Origin of the sequence: Micromonospora haikouensis (assembly GCF_000876225.1) — a bacterium.
Classification (GTDB): Bacteria; Actinomycetota; Actinomycetes; order Mycobacteriales; family Micromonosporaceae; genus Micromonospora; species Micromonospora haikouensis.
Genome location: NZ_JXSX01000001.1, coordinates 2869193 through 2891071 on the forward strand (window position 1 = coordinate 2869193; position 21879 = coordinate 2891071).

The 21879-nt window shown below is 71.3% G+C and carries 19 protein-coding genes; 13 read left to right on the forward strand and 6 right to left on the reverse strand.

The window, feature by feature from the left end; genetic code table 11:
* Nucleotides 1-45 precede the first annotated feature (45 nt).
* The 6 genes from TK50_RS11855 (at nucleotide 46) to asnB (ending at nucleotide 4716) form a co-directional block, all read left to right on the forward strand.
* A complete protein-coding gene (locus TK50_RS11855) occupies nucleotides 46-249 on the forward strand; it encodes a hypothetical protein (protein ID WP_043962789.1) in 204 nt (67 codons plus the stop codon).
* Between the two features lie 24 nt (nucleotides 250-273).
* Nucleotides 274-750 carry a hypothetical protein gene (locus TK50_RS11860; protein WP_043962790.1) on the forward strand — a complete coding sequence of 159 codons (477 nt, stop codon included), beginning with the start codon at nucleotides 274-276 and terminating at the stop codon, nucleotides 748-750.
* A 181-nt stretch (nucleotides 751-931) separates the two neighbouring features.
* Entirely contained in the window at nucleotides 932-1108 is a 177-nt protein-coding gene (locus TK50_RS34130; protein WP_158499165.1) for a hypothetical protein, read from the forward strand.
* Between the two features lie 241 nt (nucleotides 1109-1349).
* Nucleotides 1350-1622: a hypothetical protein gene (locus TK50_RS11870; protein ID WP_144420216.1), complete on the forward strand. Its 273-nt coding sequence runs from the start codon at nucleotides 1350-1352 to the stop codon at nucleotides 1620-1622.
* A 142-nt stretch (nucleotides 1623-1764) separates the two neighbouring features.
* Complete coding sequence (locus TK50_RS11875) at nucleotides 1765-2727, forward strand: DUF6346 domain-containing protein (protein ID WP_144420217.1); 963 nt, start codon at nucleotides 1765-1767, stop codon at nucleotides 2725-2727.
* 162 nt (nucleotides 2728-2889) lie between these two features.
* A complete protein-coding gene (gene asnB, locus TK50_RS11880; RefSeq protein ID WP_158499166.1) occupies nucleotides 2890-4716 on the forward strand; it encodes an asparagine synthase (glutamine-hydrolyzing) in 1827 nt (608 codons plus the stop codon).
* 38 nt (nucleotides 4717-4754) lie between these two features.
* Here the strand turns inward: asnB and glgB are convergent, their stop codons facing one another.
* The 4 genes from glgB to TK50_RS11900 form a co-directional block, all read right to left on the reverse strand.
* Nucleotides 4755-6857: a 1,4-alpha-glucan branching protein GlgB gene (gene glgB / locus TK50_RS11885; RefSeq protein WP_043962795.1), complete on the reverse strand. Its 2103-nt coding sequence runs from the start codon at nucleotides 6855-6857 to the stop codon at nucleotides 4755-4757.
* Nucleotides 6845-8881, reverse strand: coding sequence for an alpha-1,4-glucan--maltose-1-phosphate maltosyltransferase (locus TK50_RS11890; RefSeq protein ID WP_043962796.1), 2037 nt, complete (start codon nucleotides 8879-8881; stop codon nucleotides 6845-6847). Before TK50_RS11890 ends, glgB begins: the two co-directional genes overlap by 13 nt.
* Before the next feature lie 59 nt (nucleotides 8882-8940).
* A complete protein-coding gene (locus tag TK50_RS11895) occupies nucleotides 8941-10092 on the reverse strand; it encodes a sulfotransferase family protein (protein ID WP_082106261.1) in 1152 nt (383 codons plus the stop codon).
* A gap of 585 nt (nucleotides 10093-10677) precedes the next feature.
* Nucleotides 10678-10905 (reverse strand): winged helix-turn-helix domain-containing protein, encoded by a 228-nt coding sequence (locus tag TK50_RS11900; RefSeq protein ID WP_043962798.1) that lies wholly within the window; start codon nucleotides 10903-10905, stop codon nucleotides 10678-10680.
* A 198-nt stretch (nucleotides 10906-11103) separates the two neighbouring features.
* Here TK50_RS11900 and TK50_RS11905 point away from each other — a divergent pair, with 198 nt between their 5' ends.
* A complete protein-coding gene (locus TK50_RS11905) occupies nucleotides 11104-11301 on the forward strand; it encodes a hypothetical protein (protein ID WP_043962800.1) in 198 nt (65 codons plus the stop codon).
* 16 nt (nucleotides 11302-11317) lie between these two features.
* On the forward strand, nucleotides 11318-12517 hold the full coding sequence (locus tag TK50_RS11910; RefSeq protein ID WP_043962801.1) for a helix-turn-helix domain-containing protein: 1200 nt from the start codon (nucleotides 11318-11320) through the stop codon (nucleotides 12515-12517).
* 98 nt (nucleotides 12518-12615) lie between these two features.
* On the opposite strand, the gene glgA is transcribed toward TK50_RS11910, so the two are convergent.
* The gene (gene glgA / locus TK50_RS11915) at nucleotides 12616-13830 is read right to left on the reverse strand and encodes a glycogen synthase (protein WP_043962802.1); all 1215 of its coding nucleotides are present in this window, start codon (nucleotides 13828-13830) and stop codon (nucleotides 12616-12618) included.
* A 71-nt stretch (nucleotides 13831-13901) separates the two neighbouring features.
* Between glgA and glgC the strand changes: the two genes are divergently transcribed.
* From glgC to TK50_RS11930, 3 genes are all read left to right on the forward strand, one after another.
* Complete coding sequence (glgC, locus tag TK50_RS11920) at nucleotides 13902-15134, forward strand: glucose-1-phosphate adenylyltransferase (protein ID WP_043962803.1); 1233 nt, start codon at nucleotides 13902-13904, stop codon at nucleotides 15132-15134.
* An 84-nt stretch (nucleotides 15135-15218) separates the two neighbouring features.
* Nucleotides 15219-16862 carry a phosphoglucomutase (alpha-D-glucose-1,6-bisphosphate-dependent) gene (pgm, locus tag TK50_RS11925; RefSeq protein ID WP_043962804.1) on the forward strand — a complete coding sequence of 548 codons (1644 nt, stop codon included), beginning with the start codon at nucleotides 15219-15221 and terminating at the stop codon, nucleotides 16860-16862.
* Between the two features lie 184 nt (nucleotides 16863-17046).
* Nucleotides 17047-18288, forward strand: coding sequence for a glycosyltransferase (locus TK50_RS11930; protein ID WP_043962805.1), 1242 nt, complete (start codon nucleotides 17047-17049; stop codon nucleotides 18286-18288).
* A 40-nt stretch (nucleotides 18289-18328) separates the two neighbouring features.
* Here the strand turns inward: TK50_RS11930 and TK50_RS11935 are convergent, their stop codons facing one another.
* The gene (locus tag TK50_RS11935) at nucleotides 18329-19057 is read right to left on the reverse strand and encodes a sugar transferase (RefSeq protein ID WP_229404369.1); all 729 of its coding nucleotides are present in this window, start codon (nucleotides 19055-19057) and stop codon (nucleotides 18329-18331) included.
* A 246-nt stretch (nucleotides 19058-19303) separates the two neighbouring features.
* Here TK50_RS11935 and TK50_RS11940 point away from each other — a divergent pair, with 246 nt between their 5' ends.
* Both TK50_RS11940 and TK50_RS11945 read left to right on the forward strand, forming a co-directional pair.
* Nucleotides 19304-20248, forward strand: coding sequence for an NAD-dependent epimerase/dehydratase family protein (locus tag TK50_RS11940; protein ID WP_043962807.1), 945 nt, complete (start codon nucleotides 19304-19306; stop codon nucleotides 20246-20248).
* A 2-nt stretch (nucleotides 20249-20250) separates the two neighbouring features.
* A complete protein-coding gene (locus TK50_RS11945) occupies nucleotides 20251-21771 on the forward strand; it encodes a lipopolysaccharide biosynthesis protein (RefSeq protein ID WP_082106262.1) in 1521 nt (506 codons plus the stop codon).
* Nucleotides 21772-21879: the final 108 nt, after the last annotated feature.

Genomic DNA, 21879 nt, shown 5'->3' on the forward strand with positions numbered 1-21879 from the left:
TCGGGGGTTAAGTTGGGTGGTTCGAATGTCCCGAATAGGGACTGGGTGTGCAACTACTATTCGATCGGTCTTCCTTTCGGGGAGGGGCAGGGGGATGTCGCTGGGTTGTTGCGCCATGTCGCTGAATCGATCGATGCGCTGCGGGCCGACGGAAACGTCGAGGTCCTTGGCCTGAACTACAGTGCCGGCGAAGTGAACGAGTTTGGCGAGTGGCCGAGGATGGTCGTCTTCTACGCGATCGAGAGCTGATGCGCCACCGCGGCGGGTGAAACGATGATGACTGTCGGTAAGGTCGGTGCCTCGATCATGTCGGTGGCTTGTTTGGCCGTGGGTGCGGTTGTCGGTGCCTGCAGCCAGGCGTCGACGCCGATCCTGGTGGAGGAAGTGACCGGAGAATGGTGTTCGGGCGGTGGCGATCTTCTGACCGTGGAGGCTGGTGGGAGGTTCGATCTCGTCATGTTGTCGCGCGACTTCTTCGGGGTCTTGCACGAGGATGACGAGTTCGTCGAGGGCTACCTCCTTGACCGGGACTACGGGGGCGTGCAACCCGAAGAAGGCAACGGCAGTTGGACCTTCGGTGAAACTGCCACTTCGCCCCGGGTCCGCCTAGAGTTCGACAAGCTTGGATCATCCGTGAGTCCGCCGTCCGGTGAGCTGGTCGTTCGTCGGACGGATGAAGGGGAGGTCGGGCTCTTCGGGTACGAGAGCGACCCCGACGAGGGCTATACCGTGAGGTTCCTCAAGTGCTGACATGCGGACTGTCAACGTGCGGCGTGTTCGTTCGACGCGATTGGCGTGATCGGCGGGCGTCCGGGGTGCTGTGCGCTTGATCCGGGCGGTGTTCGACACGAGCCTCTAGAGCGCCGACATCGGTGAGCGCGAGCTGCGGATGTCGGCGGGTCTGGGCCCTGTCGGGTATTGCGTGCGGAACGTGGTCGTTTCGATCCTGATGATGATGGCGGCGGTGGGAACGTTCCTGCTGCTGTCCACCCTGGTCAGTCTCGATCCGGGCACCGGGACGGTGGTTCGCGGGCCGGGCGACCGGGCCGTGCAGGCCACGGGCGGGGCGTGTGCGCGGGTCGGCAGGGCCGCCAACCAGTCGCTGTAGGGCCTGCTGCTGGCCGTCGGCAAGCTGGGCTGGTTCCTGATGATCATCCTTGGCGGGACCGCCGTCGTCAGGGCTGCCCTTGGTGCGCCGAGGTACCTTCGGCTGCACGGCCGCCTGTTCCCCCGCAAAGCAGACGGGTCCGCCGGGTAGAGCGACGGGTGCCTTGTGCCGTGCTCAACCTGACGAGTCGATCGATGTGGGGCCGGCACCGGAGCCCGCCCCCGTACGCGGAGGTGTCATCGTGGGGCGAGCGATTGTGGCAGTCTCCTTCGGACTGCTCCTGATCGTGACGGGTCTGGCTCTCGCGGCCGACTACAGGGGCATCGCGGCCCGGCACATCGAGCTTGCTCAACGCCTCGTGCGCCCGATCGGTCTCGGCGGCAGGACGAGTCGAGCCGACGAGCGACCTCGGGATCGTTTCATCCTGTTCGACCGGGCGTTCGGGATGTTGATGGTGCTGCTGGGTGTGGTGGCCCTGACCGGCGGCGCGTACCTGCTCGCGTCGCAGGCGTGAGCGTGCCCAGTCGGGGGAGTCCGTCCTCGGCTGTCACCTGGCTCCTGGCGATTTTCGTCGACGAGGGCGGAAGCGTGCGGACAGTCTCGGGGAAGGCGACGGGTCGACCGTCCGACCGCGGCGGCCGGACAGGGGGACCGTGGTGAGCCGGACCTCTCCCGAGGAAACCGCGGCGAGACAGCGCGAGTTGATCGCCGCGTACGAGCGACGTGGGCCGTTCTGGGGTCGGCTGGCGAAGTTCGGAGCGGCGGTCGCCTGCGCCGTGGCCATCGTCGTCTCGTGGCTGGTGTTCGACACGATGACGGGCTTCTACTCGGGCACGGGGGTGGTGAAGTCCACCCCGGCGGAGCGTCCGGCGCAGGGCACGGTGGGGGCGTGCCGACGGGTCGGTCCGGTCAGCGGCGACGGCTTCGGCTACTGGTGGCACTGCGCGGTAACCGTCCGGACCGGCGACGGGCGTGAGGTGCGGATCGTCACCCGCAACTCCGCCGTCACCCCGGCCGACCGGGGCGGGCCGGTCGACTTCCGGGAGGCGTGCTTCGGCAAGGGCAACACCGACTGCCGGTACGGCCGGCCGGTGTCCCGGGTGTGGGCGCTGGCCGTGACGATCCTGGGCATGGCGCGGATCGGGCTGACCATCGTGCTGATCCTCGCCGTCGGCGTCTACCTGATCACCGCACTGGTCGGTGTTCCCCGGTACTTCGCCTGGGCGAACCGCCGCGAGGCGCGGCGCAACAGGGTCGTGCCGCTGCCGGTCATTGTGACGAATCGACCCGACCCGTACCCGGGGCCAACGCGCCCCTGCCTGCGGATCACCTTCTCCTGTCCCGACGGTCCCTTCGCTGAGTTGTACCGGTCCACCGGGCCACGGCTGCTGCTCGCCGGTGTCGAGGTGCCTGTGCCCGGCTGGGGCAGCCACGAGTTCGAAGTGTCCGCCGGCCCGAGCAGCGTGCGGGTCGTCGTGCCCTTCGGCGGCACCGACGACTTCGCCGTGGCCGAGCACGAGGTCACGGTCGGCGTGGGCGAGACCGTGGAACTGGAGTACGTGGCCCCGACGGTGCTCGGTCTCTCGGGCAGGATCCGCGTGACGGGGCGCACCGGGTAGTCGCCGGACGGGCCGACGCGCCCAGGCTCGCCCCGGAGAGCAAGGCTGCGCCCATGGCGACACCCCGCAAGGTCGCTGTGTCCGTTTAGCAAATCAATGCGTTGTATGACTGTCTTATCGGGTAAGTTCCTTCTGGCCAGTTGGATCAGGCGAGGAGCAGGCATGTGCGGTGTGTGCGGCGTGGTGCGACCGTCCGGCCGCGTCGAGGGTGACGACGCCCTCGTGGGGCGGATCAACCTTGCCCAGGAGCACCGGGGGCCCGACGCGGCCGACCGGTGGGGCGGCAAGAGAGTGACCCTCGGGCAGACCCGCCTGGCCATCGTCGACCTGTCCGACGCGGGCCGCCAACCGTTCGTCTCGCCCGACGGCCAGGTCTCCGTGGTGTTCAACGGCGAGATCTACAACCACGAGGAGCTGCGCCGCCGGTTCCGCCTGCACACCACGGCCCGCTGCGACGGCGCGATCCTGCCGGAACTGTGGACCAGGCTGGGCACGGCGATGTTCCGCGAGCTGCGCGGCATGTTCGCCATCGCCGTGTACGACGACCGGGAGCACGCCCTCACCCTCGCCCGCGACCCGTTCGGGATCAAACCCCTCTACTGGACGGTCACCGCCGACGGCGCGATCGCGTTCGCGTCCGAGTGCCGGCCCCTGATCGGCCTCGTGCCCCGGCCCGCCGTCGACCGCGCGGCGCTCACCCACTACCTCATGTTCGGCTCGATGAGCCGCACCGCGTCCCCGTTCAGTGGCATCCGGGCAGTGCCGGCGAACGGCTGGGTGCGGTGGGACGACCGCCTGGGCCGAACCGAGGGTCCGGTGCACCGGGGCGTGCTGACCGACCTGCCCGAAACCTCCCCCGACGAGCTGCGCGCCGAGTTCCTGCGGTCGGTCTCGCTGCACCTGCTCAGCGACGTTCCCGTGGCGCTGCTGCTCTCCTCCGGGCTTGACTCGGGGGCGCTCGCCTGGGCCTGCCGGGAACTGGGGCAGTCGCTGATCTGCGTCACGGTCGACCAGGGCACGGAGATGGGCGAAGGAAGCAACGCCGCCGTCATCGCCCGGCGCTTCGGCCACCGGCACGAGATCGTGACGTCCAGTCCTGACGAGGCGGACGTGCGTCACTACCTGGCGGCGATGCAACGTCCCTCGATCGACGGCCTCAACGTCTTCGTGGTCAACCGCGCGATTGCCAGCCTCGGCCTGAAGGTCGCGCTCTCCGGCACCGGCGGCGACGAGGTGCTCGCCGGTTACCCGTGGTTCCGGCAACTGCGGCGGCTCGGGCTGCTGCGCGTCACCGACCGGCTGGGGCTGGCTCGACCGCTGGAACGGGCCGTGCGGCTGCGGCACCGAAAGGTGGCCCAACTGGTCGGTCCCACCGGACCGCGGGATGCCGCCGGCTTCGGCGAGGTCGCCCGCCGGCTGCTGCTCGACCCGGACGTGCGGGCACTCGCCCCCTGGTACGAACCCCGTCCGGGGCGGGCGAGCACCGGCGACCGCACCTGTCAGGCACTGCTGCGGTTCGACATCGAGCACTACCTCGGCGGGATGCTGCTCGCCGACACCGACACCTTCTCGATGGCGTCCTCGGTCGAGGTGCGGGTGCCGTTCGTGGACGTGCCGTTCGCCCGTCGTGCGTTGGCCGTCGACCCGGCCCGGGGTGTGGGCAAGCGGCGCTTCGCCGACTGGCTGGGCGACGAGGAGCTGATCCGGAGCACCAGGCGACCCAAGTGGGGTTTCGGCCTGCCGATGGACCGGTGGATGCGGGAGGGACCGTTGGCCCCGTGGGTGCGGGCCGCCGGCGCGCCCGACGCCCCGGTGCGGGAACTGCTGCGTCCCGCCGCCGTCGACACGCTGCTGGCCGGCTGGCGCGAGGGACAGCTGCGCTGGGAGAGGGCGTGGATCGTGGTGGCGTTGGACGGCTGGCTGCGTACCCTCGACCCACAGGTGGTGCGGCTCGACGACGCGACCGGCCATGCCCTCACCACCGTGTGAGGGTCACCGCCGCGACGGGGCCGGGGACCCGGCCCTGGTCAGTCCCGGCGCAGCCAGAGTACGCCCAGCGGCGGCACCCGCAGCGCCACCGACGCCGGTAGCCCGTGCCACGGCACGCCCTGCGCGTGCACCTCGCCCAGGTTGCCCACCCCGGAGCCGCCGTAGTGGTGGGCGTCGGTGTTGAGCACCTCCGTCCACGTCCCGGCGGCGGGCAGCCCGACCCGGTAGTCCTCCAGCGGCAGCGCCGAGAAGTTCGCCACGCACACCAGCGTCGCGCCGTCGGGGGCGATCCGCACGAACGACACCGTGTTGTGGGCGACGTCGTCGCCGGCGATCCAGCGGAACCCGGCCGGCGTGGTGTCCTGCGCCCACAGCGCCGGGGTGTCCCGGTAGACGCGGTTCAGGTCCCCGACGAGGCGCTGCACGCCGGCCCGCGCCGGGTCGTGCAGCAGGTACCAGTCGAGGCCGCGCTCCTCGCTCCACTCCCGGTCGTCGCCCAGCTCGCAGCCCATGAACAGCAGTTGCTTGCCCGGGTGCGCCCACATGTACGCCAGCAGCGCCCGCGCGTTGGCCAGCCGCTGCCAGGTGTCCCCGGGCATCTTCGCCACCAGGGAGCCCTTGCCGTGCACCACCTCGTCGTGGCTGATCGGCAGCACGTAGTTCTCGCTCCACGCGTACGCCAGGGAGAAGGTGAGCTGATGGTGGTGGTGCTGCCGGTAGATGGGATCCTTCGACGTGTAGAGCAGGGTGTCGTGCATCCAGCCCATGTTCCACTTGAACCCGAAGCCCAGCCCGCCGTCGGCGGTGGGCCGGGTCACGCCCGGCCAGGCCGTCGACTCCTCGGCGACCATGACCACCCCGGCGTGGTGCTTGTAGACGGTGGCGTTGACCTCCTGCATGAAGGCGATCGCCTCCAGGTTCTCTCGGCCGCCGTGCACGTTGGGGGCCCACTGCCCCTCGGGCCGGGAGTAGTCGAGATAGAGCATCGACGCCACCGCGTCGACCCGCAACCCGTCGACGTGGAACTCGTCGCACCAGTACAGCGCGTTGGCGACGAGGAAGTTGCGCACCTCGCGGCGGCCGAAGTCGAAGACGTACGTGCCCCAGTCGGGGTGCTCGCCGCGGCGCGGGTCGGGGTGCTCGTAGAGCGGGGTGCCGTCGAAGCGGGCGAGCGCCCACTCGTCCTTGGGGAAGTGTGCGGGCACCCAGTCCAGGATCACCCCGACGCCGGCGTTGTGCAGCGTGTCCACGAGGTGCCGGAAGTCGTCGGGGTCGCCGAACCGGGACGTCGGCGCGTAGTAGCCGGTGACCTGGTAGCCCCAGGAACCGCCGAACGGGTGCTCCATCACGGGCAGGAACTCCACGTGGGTGAAGCCCAGCTCCGTCACGTACGCGGTGAGCTGCTCGGCCAGCTCCCGGTAGCCGAGGCCGGGCCGCCACGAGCCGAGGTGCACCTCGTACACGCTCATCGGCTCCTGGTGCGGCTGCCGCCGCGCGCGGCGGGCGAGCCAGTCGGCGTCGGTCCACTCGTACGCCGAGCGGTGCACCACCGACGCGGTGGCCGGCGGCACCTCCGCGTACGCGGCGAGGGGGTCGGCCTTGTCCCGCCACCGCCCGTCGGCGCCCAGCACCCGGTACTTGTACTTCGCCCCGGCCGGGACGTCGGGCACGAGGATCTCCCACACGCCGCTGGAGCCCAGCGACCGCATCGGCCAGCCGTCGTCGGGGTTCCAGCCGGTGAAGTCGCCGACGACCCGCACGCCGCGCGCGTTGGGCGCCCACACCGCGAACGCGACGCCCGCGTCGAGCACCCGCGCGCCGAGGGCCTCCCACAGCCGCTCGTGCCGGCCCTCGCCGATCAGGTGCAGGTCCAGCTCGCCGAGGGTGGGCAGGTGCCGGTACGGGTCGTCGCGCAGCGCGCCGTCGACGTCGACCCGGTAGTCGAGCACGGTGCCGGGCAGGACGACCTCGAACACGCCCGCGTCGTGGACCCGGGTCATCGGGTACCGCTGCCCGCCGACGACGGCGCTCACCCGCCGGGCGCCCCGACGCAGGGTGCGGATCGTGGTGCGCCCGTCGGCGGGGTGCGCGCCGAGCACGGCGTGCGGGTCGTGCGCGGTGCCGGCGATCAGCTCGTCCATCGTGGCTCGTCCTTGTCAGCAGCAGCAACGGCGTCGGTGGTGGGGGCGGTGTCTGCGGTGGCGGGCCGGCGCACGGTGAACACGTGCGCGGGCTGGAGGTACGGGTCGAGCCGCACGGCGTTGCGCTGCCCCCAGTCGTAGACCGCGCCGGTCAGCTCGTCGTGCACGGTGAACCGGTCGGCCCAGTCGAGGCCCAGCGCCGGCATGTCCAGGGTGGTGTTGCCCCACTGCACGGTCTGCGAGTCGAACGAGCAGACCACGAGCACCGTGTTGCCGGTGTCGGGGTCGTGCTTGGACCAGCACAGCAGCGCCGGGTTGTCGATGTCGTGGAAGACGAGGTTGCGCAGCCGGTGCAGGGCCGGGTTGTCGCGCCGGACCCGGTTGAGGGTGGCGATGAACGGGGCCAGTGACCGCCCCTGCGCCTGCGCGCCGGCCCAGTCGCGGGGCCGCAGCTCGTACTTCTCGTTGTCGAGGTATTCTTCCGCGCCGGGGCGGGCCACGTGCTCGAACAGCTCGTAGCCGGCGTACATGCCCCAGGAGGGGCTCAGCAGCGCCGCCAGCACCGCCCGGATCTTGAACATCGGCGGGCCGCCGTGCTGCAACGACTCGTGCAGGATGTCGGGCGTGTTGGGCCAGAAGTTGGGCCGCATGTGGTCGGCGGAGGCGACCAGCTCCTCGCAGTATTCCCGCATCTGCGCGGCCGTCGTGCGCCAGGTGAAATAGGTGTACGACTGCGTGAAGCCGATCTTGCCGAGCCCGTGCATGATCGCCGGCCGGGTGAACGCCTCGGCGAGGAACAGCACGTCCGGGTCGACCTTCTTCACCTCGGCGATCAGCCAGTGCCAGAAGTCGAACGGCTTCGTGTGCGGGTTGTCCACCCGGAAGATCCGGATGCCCTCGCCGACCCAGTGCAGCACCACCCGCAGGATCTCCGCCCGGATGCCCTCGGGGTCGTTGTCGAAGTTCAGCGGGTAGATGTCCTGGTACTTCTTCGGCGGGTTCTCCGCGTACGCGATGCTGCCGTCGGCGCGGGTGGTGAACCACTCCGGGTGCTCGGTCACCCACGGGTGGTCCGGCGCGCACTGCAACGCCAGGTCCAGCGCCACCTCCAGGCCCTGCTCGGCGGCGGCGGCGACGAAGTCGCGGAAGTCCTCCGGCGTACCCAGATCGGGGTGGATGGCGTCGTGGCCGCCCTCGGCCGCGCCGATCGCCCACGGCGAGCCCACGTCGTCGGGCCCGGCGGTGAGCGCGTTGTTGCGGCCCTTGCGGTTGACCCGGCCGATCGGGTGGATCGGCGGAAGGTAGAGCACGTCGAAGCCCATCGCCGCGACGCCGGGAAGTCGGTCCATCGCGGTGGCGAAGGTGCCGGAGCGGGCCGGGGCGTCCACGGTCGCCGGGATCGCCCCCTCCGAGCGGGGGAAGAACTCGTACCAGGCGGAGAAGAGCGCCCGGGGGCGGTCCACCCACAGCCGGTGTTCGTCGCCGGTGGTGACCAGCTCGCGCACCGGGTGCGCCCAGAGCAGGTCGGCCAGGTCGAGGGCCGGGGCGACGCGGGCGGGCAGCTCCCGGCCGTCGTCGTCCAGCGCGGCCACCGCCGCCTTGACCCGTGCGACGTCGCCCGCCGGCACCACGGGCAGGGCGGCGGTCAGCACGCGTACGCCCTCGGCCAGGTCGTTGGCCAGCTCCGCCGCACCCTGCCCAGCGGCGATCTTCTTGGTGACCGCGTTCTGCCAGGTCAGGTACGGGTCCTGGAACGCCTCGACCGTGAAGGTCCACTCGCCGACGGCGTCGGGGCGGATGGTGGCGTGCCACCGGTCGTGGCCGGGCTCGCCGGGGCGCATCCGGGTGAACGGCCGGGCCCGCCCGTCGGGGCCGAGCCAGACCACGTTGCAGCCCAGCGCGTCGTGCCCCTCCCGGTAGGCGCGGGCCGACACCGGCACCGCCTCGCCGACCACCGCCTTGGCCGGGTAGCGACCGCAGGAGACGGCGGGGGAGACGTCTTCGATCGGGAACCGTCCAGTCACCCTGTCAACCTACCTGTGCGAGATCGTCTCGCGCGCGGGCAAGCTCTCCCCGGATCCCGTTACGGCTCGATCGGACCGCCTTGCGGCTCCACCAGACCGCGCACGAGCGGATCGTCGGGGCCGACGACCGGATGCTCCGCGAGGACCGCCCGCGCCTGCGCGTAGTCCTCCGCGGCCAGGGCCGCCGTCGGGTTGCTGCGGCGGCTCGCCTGGGACAGCACGGTGCCCTCCTGGGAGTCGGCCGAGAAGGTCGCGTACGCCGCGTCCACGTCGTCGGCCGGCAGGCCGCAGTGGGCCAGCACGGCGGCGAGGGTCGCCTTCGGGTCGGCGTCGAGCGCCTCGTAGGCCACCGGCAGCAGCGGCACCCCGGCGCGGCGCAGCGCGCGGTAGCGGTCCAGCACCGACAGCCAGGTCAACACGTACGCCTCCGTCGTCGTCGGCTGCCGCTCGTGCCGGGCGACGAAAGGCATGATCAGCGGGGCCTGGGCCAGCACGTACTTCAGGAACGCCAGTTGCGCCCCCGGGTCGGGCAGGTGCGGGGTGAAGCCCTGGTGCATCGACTCCAGCCACGGGCGCGCGTCGCGGTGCAGGAACACGCCCCGGGCGTCGGGGAACACCTCGTGGAACAGGTCGCCGAGCTGTATCCCGCTGGCCCGGAACTTGACCGCCAGCGTCTCGGTGCTCCCACTCCCGGTGTTGGCGAGGACGCGGACGCAGCTGCGGATCAGCCGCGCGTACTCCGCGTCGCGGCCCGGGTCCTCGTGCCGCAGCAGCGCGATCTCCGTGAAGACGTCGGGCTCGGAGTAGCTGCGCACCCCCGCCACCTCGCCCAACGCCCTGCTCAGCAGCGTCGAACCGCAGCGCCCGACGGAGTAGACCAGGACCAGCCTGGCCGGGTCGGGCAGGCCGTCGGCGAGCCGGTGCAGGGTGTCGTAGGGCACCGTGACCAGCCGCTGCGCGGCCCGGTACTGGTCGAGGTAGAGGAACGGCCCGCCGGCCAGGTCGACCCCCGGCGGGGTCTGCACGAAGTACGCGAGGCGGTGCTCGTCGTCGAGGCAGTGCAGGCTGACGTCGGGGTCGCCGAGCAGGCTCTCCGCCGGCACCGACCCGCCCGGTCGTACGACGAAGTTGTGCGGGCTGGCCGGCACGAACTCGGCCGGCGCGACCTTGTCGAGGATGTCCAGCACCTGCGCGGACCCGTTCGTATCCATCGATGTTAGACGCTACGTGGAATCACGGTGCGCGATCAAGCCCTCGCGGAGCGCTGGGGTTGGGGTCCGTGGCTGCTGGCCCGCCGCGTTGCCCGCGCTGGTTGCGTTGCGTGATGTGTGCGGAACGGGGGCCGGAAGGTTCGGCTGGTTCTACTCACCGTCACGGTCCCCTGACCCCGCAGCACCACACGCGCCCCCTTTGCTCTGCACCCACGGGCGCAACACTTGGCCTACCAGGGGTTCTGCGGGGCCGTGGTTGGCGGGCGGCGCGGGAGCCGGTCGCGGTGCGTGAGCTGTTGCGTATGTGGGTGCAGAGCAAAGGGGCTCACCGACGGGTGGTGGGGGCGAGCCGGCGCTACGCTTGGTCACGGCTTGGTGCCCCGGTCCTAGCCGGAGTCGGGGCGCCGCGTCGTCCGTCGGGCTGGCCCGGTACGAAGCGCGCCTGCACGACCGTGCCCGACGGGACCAGCGCCGACTGGAGTCGGTCGGCGTCGCCGCGACCGCTCCGCAAATAGGCGATCTTGGAAGAAATAGGCCCCTCGGGGGGCCGAAATCTTCCAAGATTCATCCGGTCCCGCGCGTTGCCTAGGCCGGAGGACTCTGCGCCACGAACGACCCCTTGCCCTGATGCACCTCGATCCAACCCCGCTCGTCGAGGATCCGCAGGGCCAGTCGGATCGGCGTCGCGCTGGCGCGGTACTGCTCGCACAGTTCGGTGATGGAGGGCAGCTTGTCGCCGGGCTTGAGTGTGCCGCCTCGGATCGACGCGGTGACATCGTCGATAACCTGCTCGTATACGGGTTGTCTGGGCATGGCGGGGCCACCTCTCGTCAGCCCTTCGAGCATGCCACTCGACACAGCATTCTGTGCATGTTGGGTTGACTCTGTACTCACTGCACTCTAGGTTGCAGATGAGAGCCTCTCGTCAGCAAACGGAGTGCCTCTCACCTGGGCGGGGCGATCCCCGTGCGCCCCGCCCCCTGACAGCACCCAACCCCGAAGGAGGCGCAGATGCGTGAGCGCCCGCACGACGGGCCGCTGCCGGCGGCGCACCCGATGCCCGACGGCCGACCTCCGCAACCCGACGGGGACCGGGTGCCCGGTCCGTCCCGCCCCGCCCGTGCTCCGGTCAGCCGGCGGCAGTACGCCTACGGCGCGACGATCGCGGTGGTCGTACTCGTGCTGTTGCTTCTCGGGGTCCTCGGGTGAGCGGGACGGCCCGGCGGTGAACGAGCTGCCGGTCGGTCGCAGGGTCGCCCACTGGCGGGTGCGGCGCAACATGACGCAGCAGCAGTTCGCCGACCGCCTCGGCAAGTCCAAGAGCTGGGTGGACAAGGTCGAGCGCGGGGTGCGCCGGCTGGAGCGGGTGTCCAGCCTGCGGGAGGTCGCCGAGGCGCTCCGGATCGACCTGGAGATGCTGCTGGCGGATCGACCCGCGCCGGCGGACCGGGCCGCGGCGGGCGTGGCGCGGGGCGTGGAGGGGGTCCGGGCCGCCCTCGCCCGCTACCACGTGCCGGCCCCGGCCCGGCCGCCCGACGTGGCCCAGGTGCGGGCCCGGCTGGGGCATGCGGAGCAGAGCTATCGGCACGCCCGGTACCCGGAGCTGCTCGCCCTGCTGCCCGGCCTGCTCGACGCCGCCCGCGAGGCGCGCGCAGCCCATCCGGGCCGGGCCGCCGACGGTCTGCTGGTGTCCGGGTACGGGCTGGTCGCGCTGGTGCTCGTGAAGGTCGGCCACGGGGAGCTGGCGTGGCTGGCCGCCGACCGGGGGCTGGCCGTCGCCACGGCCGCCGCCGATCCGTGGCTGGCCGCCGCCGCGACCGTACCGCTGTGTCAGGCCCTGCGGGCGAGCGGCCGGCTGCGGTCGGCGGTGGAGGCGGCGGTCGTGGCCGCCCACCGCGTCGGGCCCTGCCGGTCCGGTGCCGCGCCCGCCGACGGCGCGGCCGTGCGCGGGACGCTGCTGCTCCAGGCCGCCCTGGCCGCCGCCGGCCGGGGCGACGAGCGGGCCGCCGACGAACTGCTCGGCCGGGCCGGGGAGGCCGCCCGGTCCGCCGAGCCCGGCGACCCCGCCGAGTTCGGCGGCGGGGGCTTCGGACGGGCGGCGGTCGAGGCCGCCCGGGTGGTCGCCGGGTCCGCGCTCGGCCAGGTCACGGCGGCGACGGTACGCCACGAGAGCCTGGTCGCCGACGACGGGTGGCGGTGGCTGCCGCCCGAGCATCGGGCCGCGTACCTGCTGGACGTGGCCCGCCTGTACGCCTCGGCCGGCGACGGGCTGCGCGCCGGCCGGGCGGTGCTGGACGCGGAGCGCACCGCCCGGGGCGAGGTGTACGACCGCCCGGCGGCCCGGGACCTCGTCGCCGTCCTGGCGCGGTCGGCGGCGGCCCCGGCCGCCCTGACCCGGCTCGCCGCCACCCTCGGCGTCACCTGACCCGCCGCCTCATTCGACTGCCCGGCGCGCCACGCCTCTGCTGTGGCTGGTGAGAAGGGAACCCTTCTCTACCGCAGGCGTTAACAGGGGGCCCTTCCTTACGCGCCGACCGAGCGGTAGACCTCGACGGTGCGGGCGGCGATCGCGTCCCAGGAGAAGTGCTCGACCGCCCGGACCCGCCCGGCCCGGCCGAGTTCGCCGGCCTTCGCCGGGTCGGCCAGCACCCGGTTGATCGCCGCCGCCAGGTCGGCCACGAAGCGCTGCGGGTCCAACGGCGTGCCCGAGCCGTCGGCGGCCTGCTCGATGGGCACCAGCAGCCCCGTCTCGCCGTCGGCGACGACCTCGGGGATGCCGCCGGTGGCGGTGGCCACCACCGCCGTCTCGCAGGCCATCGCCTCCAGGTTGACGATGCCCATCGGCTCGTAGACCGAGGGGCAGACGAAGACCGTGGCGTGGGTGAGCACCTGGATGACCTCGTGCTTGGGCAGCATCTCCGCGACCCAGACCACCCCGGAGCGCTTTGCCCGCAACTCGGTCACGAGGCCCTCCACCTCGGCGGCGATCTCCGCCGTGTCGGGGGCCCCGGCGAGCAGCACGAGCTGCGTGTCCTCCGGCAGCTCCCGGGCGGCCCGCAGCAGGTACGGCAGCCCCTTCTGCTTGGTGATCCGCCCGACGTAGACGACGCTGGGGCGGGCCGGGTCGATGCCGAGCCGGTCCACCACGTCGGTGCCAAGGTCCGGGGCGTACTGGGCGGTGTCGATGCCGTTGTAGACCACCTTCACCCGGTCGGGGTCCACCGCCGGGTACGCCGCCAGCACGTCGGCGCGCATGCCCGCGCTCACCGCGATGATCGCGTCGGCCGCCTCGTACGCGGTGCGCTCGCACCAGGAGGAGAGCGCGTAGCCGCCGCCGAGCTGTTCGGCCTTCCATGGCCGCAGCGGCTCCAGGCTGTGCGCGGTAACCACGTGCGGCACCCCGTGCAGCAGCTTCGCCGTGTGCCCGGCCAGGTTGGCGTACCAGGTGTGGCTGTGCACCACGTCGGTGCCGGCGCACGCGGCGGCCATCTCCAGGTCGACGCCCATGGTGCGCAGCGCGGCGTTCGCGCCGGCGAGGCCGGCCGGCTCGGCGTACGCGGTGACGCCCGGCTCGCTGCGCGGCGCGCCGAAGCAGTGCACCCGTACGTCGGCCAGTCGGCGCAGCTCGCGGGCCAGGTACTCGACGTGCACGCCGGCCCCGCCGTACACCTCCGGCGGGTACTCGCGGGTGAGCAGATCGACGCGGAGTGCTCCGGTGGCGGGGGTGGCGGCGGTCATGCCCCGCACCCTAGTGCAGAAGTCCGTCCGTACGAGTGGTGAAGTCGCACGCGGATGGTTAGCGTCTGGGCATGGCTGACAAGGTGCTCGCGATCGTCCTGGCCGGTGGAGAGGGCAAGCGCCTGATGCCGCTCACCGCGGACCGGGCGAAGCCCGCCGTCCCGTTCGGCGGGATGTACCGCATGGTCGACTTCGTCCTGTCCAACCTCGCCAACGCCGGCTTCATCAAGATCGTCGTGCTGACCCAGTACAAGTCCCACTCGCTGGACCGGCACATCACCATGACGTGGCGGATGTCGACGCTGCTCGGCAACTACGTCACGCCGGTGCCGGCGCAGCAGCGCCGCGGCCCCTGGTGGTTCGCCGGCTCCGCCGACGCGATCTACCAGAGCTTCAACCTGATCCACGACGAGCAGCCCGACTACGTGATCGTCTTCGGCGCCGACCACATCTACCGGATGGACCCCCGGCAGATGGTCGACGACCACATCGCCTCCGGTGCCGGGGTGACCGTCGCCGGCATCCGGCAGCCGCTGTCGATGGCCGACCAGTTCGGCGTGATCGAGGTCGGCCCCGACGGCCGGCGGATCCGGGCGTTCCGGGAGAAGCCCACCGACGCCGTCGGCCTGCCCGACGCCCCCGACCAGATCTACGCCTCGATGGGCAACTACGTCTTCACCACGAAGGCGCTCCTGGAGGCCGTCGAGCAGGACGCGGAGGACAAGACCAGCAAGCACGACATGGGCGGCAGCATCATCCCGATGCTGGTCGAGCGCGGCGAGGCCAACGTCTACGACTTCCGCGACAACGAGGTGCCGGGCAGCACCGACCGCGACCGCGGCTACTGGCGGGACGTGGGGACGCTCGACTCGTTCTACGACGCCCACATGGACCTGATCAACGTGCACCCGGTGTTCAACCTCTACAACTTCGAGTGGCCCATCTACACCGAGCAGCCGCCGTACCCGCCGGCGAAGTTCGTCCACCAGTGGGGCGAGCGGGTCGGCCGGGCCGTCGGCTCGATGGTGTCGCCCGGCGCGGTGATCTCCGGCAGCCTGGTGGAGAACTCGATCGTCTCGCCGAAGGTCAAGGTGCACTCCTGGGCGCACGTCGACGGCTCGGTGCTGATGGAGGGCGTGGACATCGGCCGGCACGCCGTGGTCCGCCGGGCCATCCTCGACAAGAACGTGATCGTCCCCGAGGGGGCCGAGATCGGCGTCGACCTGGAGAAGGACCGGCAGCGCTACACGGTCTCCGACAACGGCATCGTGGTGATCGGCAAGGGGCAGCGGGTCGAGCCCTGAACCACCCACACTTGTCCTGTCGCGTGTGAGCCCGGCCCGCGCCGGGAAGACCCATCGTCCGTAGCGTCCCTGGAGGTTGCAGCAGTGGCCCACCCCCGCGCCGGTCAGCCCGCCGAGCCCACCGACCTGGTCGACGTGCCCCGGCTGGTCACCGCCTACTACGCCGAGCATCCCGACCCGGACGACCCGGCGCAGCAGGTCTCCTTCGGCACCTCCGGGCACCGGGGGTCGAGCCTGCGCCACGCGTTCAACTCCGACCACATCCTCGCCGTCACCCAGGCGCTGTGCGACTACCGTCGCCAGCAGGGCCTCGACGGGCCCCTCTTCCTCGGCCGGGACACCCACGCCCTGTCCGCCCCGGCGGCAGTCGACGCGCTGGAGGTGCTTGCCGCCAACGGGGTCACCGTGCTGCTCGACAGCCGCGACGGCTACACCCCCACCCCGGCGGTGTCGCACGCGATCCTCACCCACAACCGGGGCCGCACCTCGGGGCTCGCCGACGGCATCGTGATCACCCCGTCGCACAACCCGCCCGACGACGGCGGGTTCAAGTACAACCCGACCCACGGCGGCCCGGCCGACTCCGACGTGACCCGGTGGATCCAGGACCGCGCGAACGCGATCCTCGCCGCCGGGCTGAAGGAGGTCAACCGCATCCCGTACGCGCGGGCCCGCGCCGCCGACACCACCGGCACGTACGACTTCCTCGCCCACTACGTCGACGACCTGCCCGCCGCGCTCGACCTCGACGCCGTCCGGGCCGCCGGGGTGCGCATCGGCGCGGACCCGCTGGGTGGGGCCAGCGTCGCGTACTGGGGGGAGATCGCGCAGCGGCACCGGCTCGACCTCACGGTGATCAACCCGACGGTCGACCCGACGTGGCGGTTCATGACCCTCGACGGCGACGGCAAGATCCGGATGGACTGCTCCTCGCCGAACGCGATGGCGTCGCTGATCGCCGCCCGCGCCGACTACCAGGTCTCCACCGGCAACGACGCCGACGCCGACCGGCACGGCATCGTCACGCCCGACGGGGGCCTGCTCAACCCCAACCACTACCTCGCCGTGGCCATCGGGCACCTGTTCCGCACCCGGCCGGAGTGGGGCCCCGACGCGGCGGTCGGCAAGACCCTCGTGTCGTCCTCGATGATCGACCGGGTCGCCGCCGACCTGGGCCGGCCGCTGCTGGAGGTGCCGGTGGGGTTCAAGTGGTTCGTCCCGGGCCTGCTCGACGGGTCGGTCGGCTTCGGCGGCGAGGAGAGCGCGGGGGCGTCGTTCCTGCGCCGCGACGGCAGCACCTGGACCACCGACAAGGACGGCATCCTGCTCTGCCTGCTCGCCGCCGAGATCATCGCGACGACGGGCAAGACGCCCAGCGAGCACTGGGCGGAGCTGGCCGGGCGCTTCGGCGCCCCCGCGTACGCCCGCATCGACGCGCCGGCCGACCGGCGGCAGAAGGCGGTGCTGGCGAAGCTCTCCCCGGAGCAGGTGACGGCGACGGAGCTGGCCGGCGAGCCGATCACGGCGACGCTGACCGCCGCGCCGGGCAACGGGGCGGCGATCGGCGGGCTGAAGGTGACGACGGAGTCGGGCTGGTTCGCCGCCCGCCCGTCGGGCACGGAGGACGTCTACAAGATCTACGCCGAGTCCTTCCAGGGGCCGGAGCACCTGGCCCGGATCCAGGAGGAGGCCAAGGAGCTGGTCTCGGAGGTGCTCAAGCGCGCCTGAGTCGCGCCCTGGGGCACGGTCAGGGCTGGGCGCGGGTGACGGCAGTGTGCTCGGGTCTGCTGGGAGCTGGGCGGAGAGGGACTTGCATACCCTCTCCGCCGAATCATCGTTGGTCCAGTCGTCCGATGTCCGCGTGTTGCCGCCGGGTCCTGACGAGTACCCGCTGCAGTTGGAGTGAGGCTGGATGACGACCAATGGCCCATGGGTCGCGTACATTGCCCCCTTTCCCTTTCCATGGGGGAGCGCGGCGGCACGGAGGGTGTTCGGCATCGCCGCCTCCCTGGCGACGGGGGGCCACCATGTCGTGGTTCTGACCAGCCAGTCCGGAGGGCCGGACCTGAGCCGGGTGGACGGGCCGGACGGGCCGGGATCGATCTCGACCGTCGGCTTCGGCGGGACGGTGCCCGCATCTGCTGGCATGCTTCGTCGGGCGAAGCGGTCGCTGGTCGCGGATCGTGCGCTCCTGCGGTGGCTCGCGGCCCAGCCGACGCCACCCTCCCACGTGCTGTTGTATGGCGTCGGCGCTGACCGGACCGCGCGGGTGCGGAGGTGGTGCCGGAACCACCGCGTCCCGCTCATCGCCGACGTGGTCGAATGGTACGACCCGTGGCATCTCCCGGGAGGGCCGTTAGGGCTGTCGCGTCTGAGTAACGAACTGGTGATGCGGTATCACCATCCCCGCTGTGACGGGGTCATCGCCATCAGTTCGTACCTGGAGAACTACTACCGGCGGCGCACCCGGGTGATCCGGGTTCCGCCCACCCTCGACGTGGCAGCACTGGAGGTGGCCGGCCGGCGCGAGGGCGGCGACCCGGCAGGCCTGCACCTGGTCTACAGCGGTGTTCCGGGCAGGAAGGATCTGATCGGCAGGGTGATCGAGGCCGTCGATCGGGTATCCCAGGACGGCGTTGACGTGGTCCTGAACCTCTGTGGGCCCTCGGCGGACGAGGTGCGGAGGCTCCTCGGTGGTCGCGCCGTTCCGCCGAGCGTACGGCTGCGGGGCAGCTTGTCGCAGCAGGAGATCCCCGCGATCATCCGGCAGGCCGACTTCAGCGTCATCCTCAGGCGGGACGCCCGGTATGCCCACGCTGGCTTTCCCACCAAGTTCTGCGAGAGCCTTGCCAACGGCACTCCGGTGATCACGAATCTGACCAGTGATCTGGGTAGCTACCTGCGGGACGGACAGGAGGGCCTGGTGTGTCGGGATGACTCGGTGGATGCGTTGCGGCTGGTGCTTGCTGCGGCCGCGCGGCTGGATCCGGCCCGCCGGGGTGCCATGCGCGAAGCTGCGCGCCGGCAGGCGCGTGCGTCCTTCGACTATCGGAACTTCACCGGGCCGCTGTCCGCGTTCCTGGACGAAACGCGGCGGCCGGCCACGACGGTGCGACGGGAACCGGTCGGAGACGGGGCACTCAACCGGCGGTGACCCAGGGGCGGCGGACGACCGTCCCTGGGTCACCGCAGTGTCACGAGGATGCCCAGGCGAGCTGCCGCTCCTTGTCGAGGTCGAGCATGTGGGCGGAGGGGTCGACGACCACTCCGCTGCCCCGGACCACCTTGCCGACGGTACGCAGCAGGATCCGCAGGTCCTCCCTCAGTGACCACGTCTCGACGTATCGGGCGTCCAGCTCCAGCCGATCGGCCCAGGCGAGAGTGTTGCGACCGCTGATCTGCTGGAGTCCGGTCAGGCCCGGTGGCATCAGGAAGCGGAGCCGTTCCCGGTTGGTGTACCACGGGTCGTATCGCGGTAGCAGGGGGCGAGGGCCGACCAGGCTGAGGTCCCCCCGCAGGACGTTCCACAACTGCGGCAGTTCGTCGATGCTGAGCCGGCGCAGCACCGGTCCCACTCCCCGGCATCGGAAGCCGTCCGGGAGCAGGTTGCCCTCGGCGTCCCGCTCGTCGGACATCGTCCGCAGCTTGTAGACCTGGATGCGTCGTCCATGGCGGCCGGTCCGTTCCTGCCGGAACAGCATCGGCTTGCCGAAGTGCAGGACGACGAACGCGGCAGCCACGGCCAGGACCGGCGTGGCCAGGATGAGCCCGAGCAGCGCGGCGAACACGTCGATGACGCGCTTGATACGCAGCCGGAACTCAAGCGACCGGAAGGTCCCGGGTCGGCGGGTGCTCTGCGGCGTCGTCGCGGTCAGCGGACGCGGTCGCGCGGGTCGGGTGGAGGTGCCGCGATGACTGCTCACGAGGGAGTGCCTCCGGGTTCGTGCCTTGGGTAACCTACGTGACTGTTCTACCTGCTATCGCAGCTTCCATCCCGATTTTCCGTTTAAAGCACCCAAGCGGGCCTACGTGAATTACCATGCGCGAAGATCTGTTATACCCCTTAGTCGCCTTTTGCGGCTTTTTGTGTGGCTTCTAGTAACCGGACGCGGCCTGGTGCGTTAGCCGTTCGGCAGGCCGGAAGGCTGGCCGAGAGGGGGATGTCTTCGATGAAGATCGTGGTGACCGGAGGTGCCGGTTTCATCGGCTCCAACCTGTTGCACGAGTTGGCCGTCCTGGGTGAAGCTCACGATCTCGTGGCGGTCGACGACCTCTCGACGGGGTCGCTCGACAATCTGGGTGATCTGCCCGTCCGGTTGTTGGTCGGCTCCGTCCTCGACCGGGAGCTGCTGGACGAGGCGATGGCCGGTGCCGCCGTCGTCGTCCACCTCGGCGCTCTCGGCTCGGTTCCGCGTTCCATCGCGGATCCGCTGCGTAGCCATCACGCCAATGCCACCGGAACCCTGACCGTGCTGGAAGCGGCGCGGCGGCACGCTGTGCCGCAGACGATCCTCGCGTCCTCGTCGTCGGTGTACGGGGCCAATCCGGTCCTGCCCCGACGGGAGACCCTGCGCCCGATGCCGATGAGTCCGTACGCGGTCTCCAAGCTGGCGACGGAGGCGTACGCCAACGCGTACGCCTCCTGCTATGGGCTGTCGGTTCTTCCGTTCCGGTTCTTCAACGTCTTCGGGCCCCGGCAGGCCGCCGACCACGCGTACGCGGCGGTGGTGCCCCGGTTCGTCTCGGCGGCGCTCGCCGGCCGCCCGCTGGAGATCTTCGGCGACGGCCTGCAGACCCGCGACTTCACCTACGTCGGCAGCGTCACCGCCGTGATCGTGGACGCGATCCGCCGGCGCGTCTGCACACCGGACACGGTCAACCTCGCGTTCGGTGAACGGATATCCCTGTTGGACCTGGTGGCTGAGCTTGAGGCGGTGCTCGGCCGCCGGCTGGAGACGGTACACGGCCCACCGCGCGCGGGGGACGTACGGGACTCCCAGGCGGACTGTGCGCGGCTGCGCGAACTGTTCCCCGCTGTGCGTCGCCATCCTCTGCGGGCCGGCCTGGAGGCCACCGTGGACTGGATGTCCGGTCGCGTGCTCGCCGCCCGCTGACCGTGGCGGCGCGGCACGCGGCACCGACGACCGCACCGCGCGAAGCACTCGCGGACGACGGTGGGCAGGGCGAGTCGCCGGTCGACCGGAACCCCGGCACCACCCGCACCCGCCGCCTTCTGACCGGCGTCGTCACCGCCGGGCTCGCCAAGGGCACGGGCCTGTTGGCGCCGGTGTTGATCATTCCGATCTGCCTGTCCGAGTTGGGTGCGGAGCGCTACGGGCTGTGGATGGCCGTACTCGCGCTGACCGGGATGGCGACCTTTGCCGACCTGGGCCTGGGTGCCGGCCTGATGACCAAGCTGGCAGCCTGCTATGCCGACGGCGACACCGTGCGCGCCCGGGGGTACGTCTCGACCGCCTACGCCGTGCTGACCACCATGGCGCTGGTGCTGTGCGGCCTGCTCTGGGCGCTGGCCTGGGTGGTGCCCTGGACGTCGGTCTTCAACGTCACCGGTGCGGTGGGCTCCGCGGAGACCAGGCACATCGTGCTGATCTGCGTCACCGCGTTCCTGCTCAACATGCCGTTGGCCCTGGTCGTGCGGGTGCAGTATGCCTACCAGCAGGTGGGAGAGAGCAACCTGTGGCAGGGCGCGGGTGCCCTGCTGGCGGTCCCCCTGGTGCTGCTGGTCGCCCGAGGTGGGCTGCCGCCCGTCGCGGTGGTCGTCGCCAGCACGGCGGGGCCCTTGCTGGCCAACGCGGCGAACAGCATCTGGGTCTATGGTTGGCGGCTTGCCGAGCTGCGGCCACGGATCGCTGCGGTCGACCGCGCGCTGAGCACCGGGCTGCTCCGTCTCAGCGGGATGTTCTTCCTGGTGACCATCTTGACCGGGCTGTCCGGCAACATGGACAACCTGATCATCGCGCACTCCCTCGGGCCGCAGAGCGTCACCGCCTATGCCGTGCCGGCGCGGCTGGCGGCGATGCTCGGCATGCTCGTCACGCTGATCAACATGCCGTTGTGGTCCGCCAACGGCGATGCCCTGGCCCGGGGCGACCTGGCCTGGATCCGTCGGATGGTGCGGCGGATGGTGCTGCTCTCCTTGCTGGCGACCGTGGTGCCGTCGGTCTGCCTGGTGGTGGCGGGTGACTGGATCTTCGCCCGCTGGCTGCCGGTGCCGCTGGACGGGAACCGGTGGCTGCTGGCCGGACTCGCGCTCTGGTTCCTGCTGCTCGGTGCGTTCTCGGCGCTGATGATGGTGCAGAACGCCGCTGGGGTGGTTCGCCCGCAGTTGGTCGGGCTGGCCGCCTATCTCGCCGTCGCAACGGTGACCAAGTGGTACGCCGTCAAGGCCTACGGTCTCGCCGCTGTTCCCTTCGTCGGCACCGTTGCCTACGCGCTGACGGTGTTGCCAGCCGGGCTGTACGGCTACCGGCGAACGCTCGCCCGGCACGGGGGGCGGCACCCTCCCTCGTCAGCGGGCGGGCGAGGTCGATGGTGGGTCGGACGACGAGTTCGGGCGGGCCGGCACCGCTGGCGTCTGCGACCGCGTTCCCTCGGCAGCCACCCCCCACCGGGGTGAGCCTGCGTATTGGCGGGGCTGGCACGTCGGAAGAGGATCCGGAGGTGTCCAATTTGCGTATCTTGGTCGAGTATCGAGTCGTTGGTGTGGGTGGCACGGCGGCACTGC

Bases quoted from the DNA above. Each gene is read 5' to 3' on its own strand.
- TK50_RS11860 (WP_043962790.1), top strand. From the start codon at position 274: ATGATGACTGTCGGTAAGGTCGGTGCCTCGATCATGTCGGTGGCTTGT.
- asnB (WP_158499166.1), top strand. From the start codon at position 2,890: ATGTGCGGTGTGTGCGGCGTGGTGCGACCGTCCGGCCGCGTCGAGGGT.
- glgB (WP_043962795.1), bottom strand. From the start codon at position 6,857: ATGGACGAGCTGATCGCCGGCACCGCGCACGACCCGCACGCCGTGCTC.
- TK50_RS11895 (WP_082106261.1), bottom strand. From the start codon at position 10,092: ATGGATACGAACGGGTCCGCGCAGGTGCTGGACATCCTCGACAAGGTC.
- TK50_RS11900 (WP_043962798.1), bottom strand. From the start codon at position 10,905: ATGCCCAGACAACCCGTATACGAGCAGGTTATCGACGATGTCACCGCG.
- TK50_RS11905 (WP_043962800.1), top strand. From the start codon at position 11,104: ATGCGTGAGCGCCCGCACGACGGGCCGCTGCCGGCGGCGCACCCGATG.
- glgA (WP_043962802.1), bottom strand. From the start codon at position 13,830: ATGACCGCCGCCACCCCCGCCACCGGAGCACTCCGCGTCGATCTGCTC.
- glgC (WP_043962803.1), top strand. From the start codon at position 13,902: ATGGCTGACAAGGTGCTCGCGATCGTCCTGGCCGGTGGAGAGGGCAAG.
- TK50_RS11930 (WP_043962805.1), top strand. From the start codon at position 17,047: ATGACGACCAATGGCCCATGGGTCGCGTACATTGCCCCCTTTCCCTTT.
- TK50_RS11940 (WP_043962807.1), top strand. From the start codon at position 19,304: ATGAAGATCGTGGTGACCGGAGGTGCCGGTTTCATCGGCTCCAACCTG.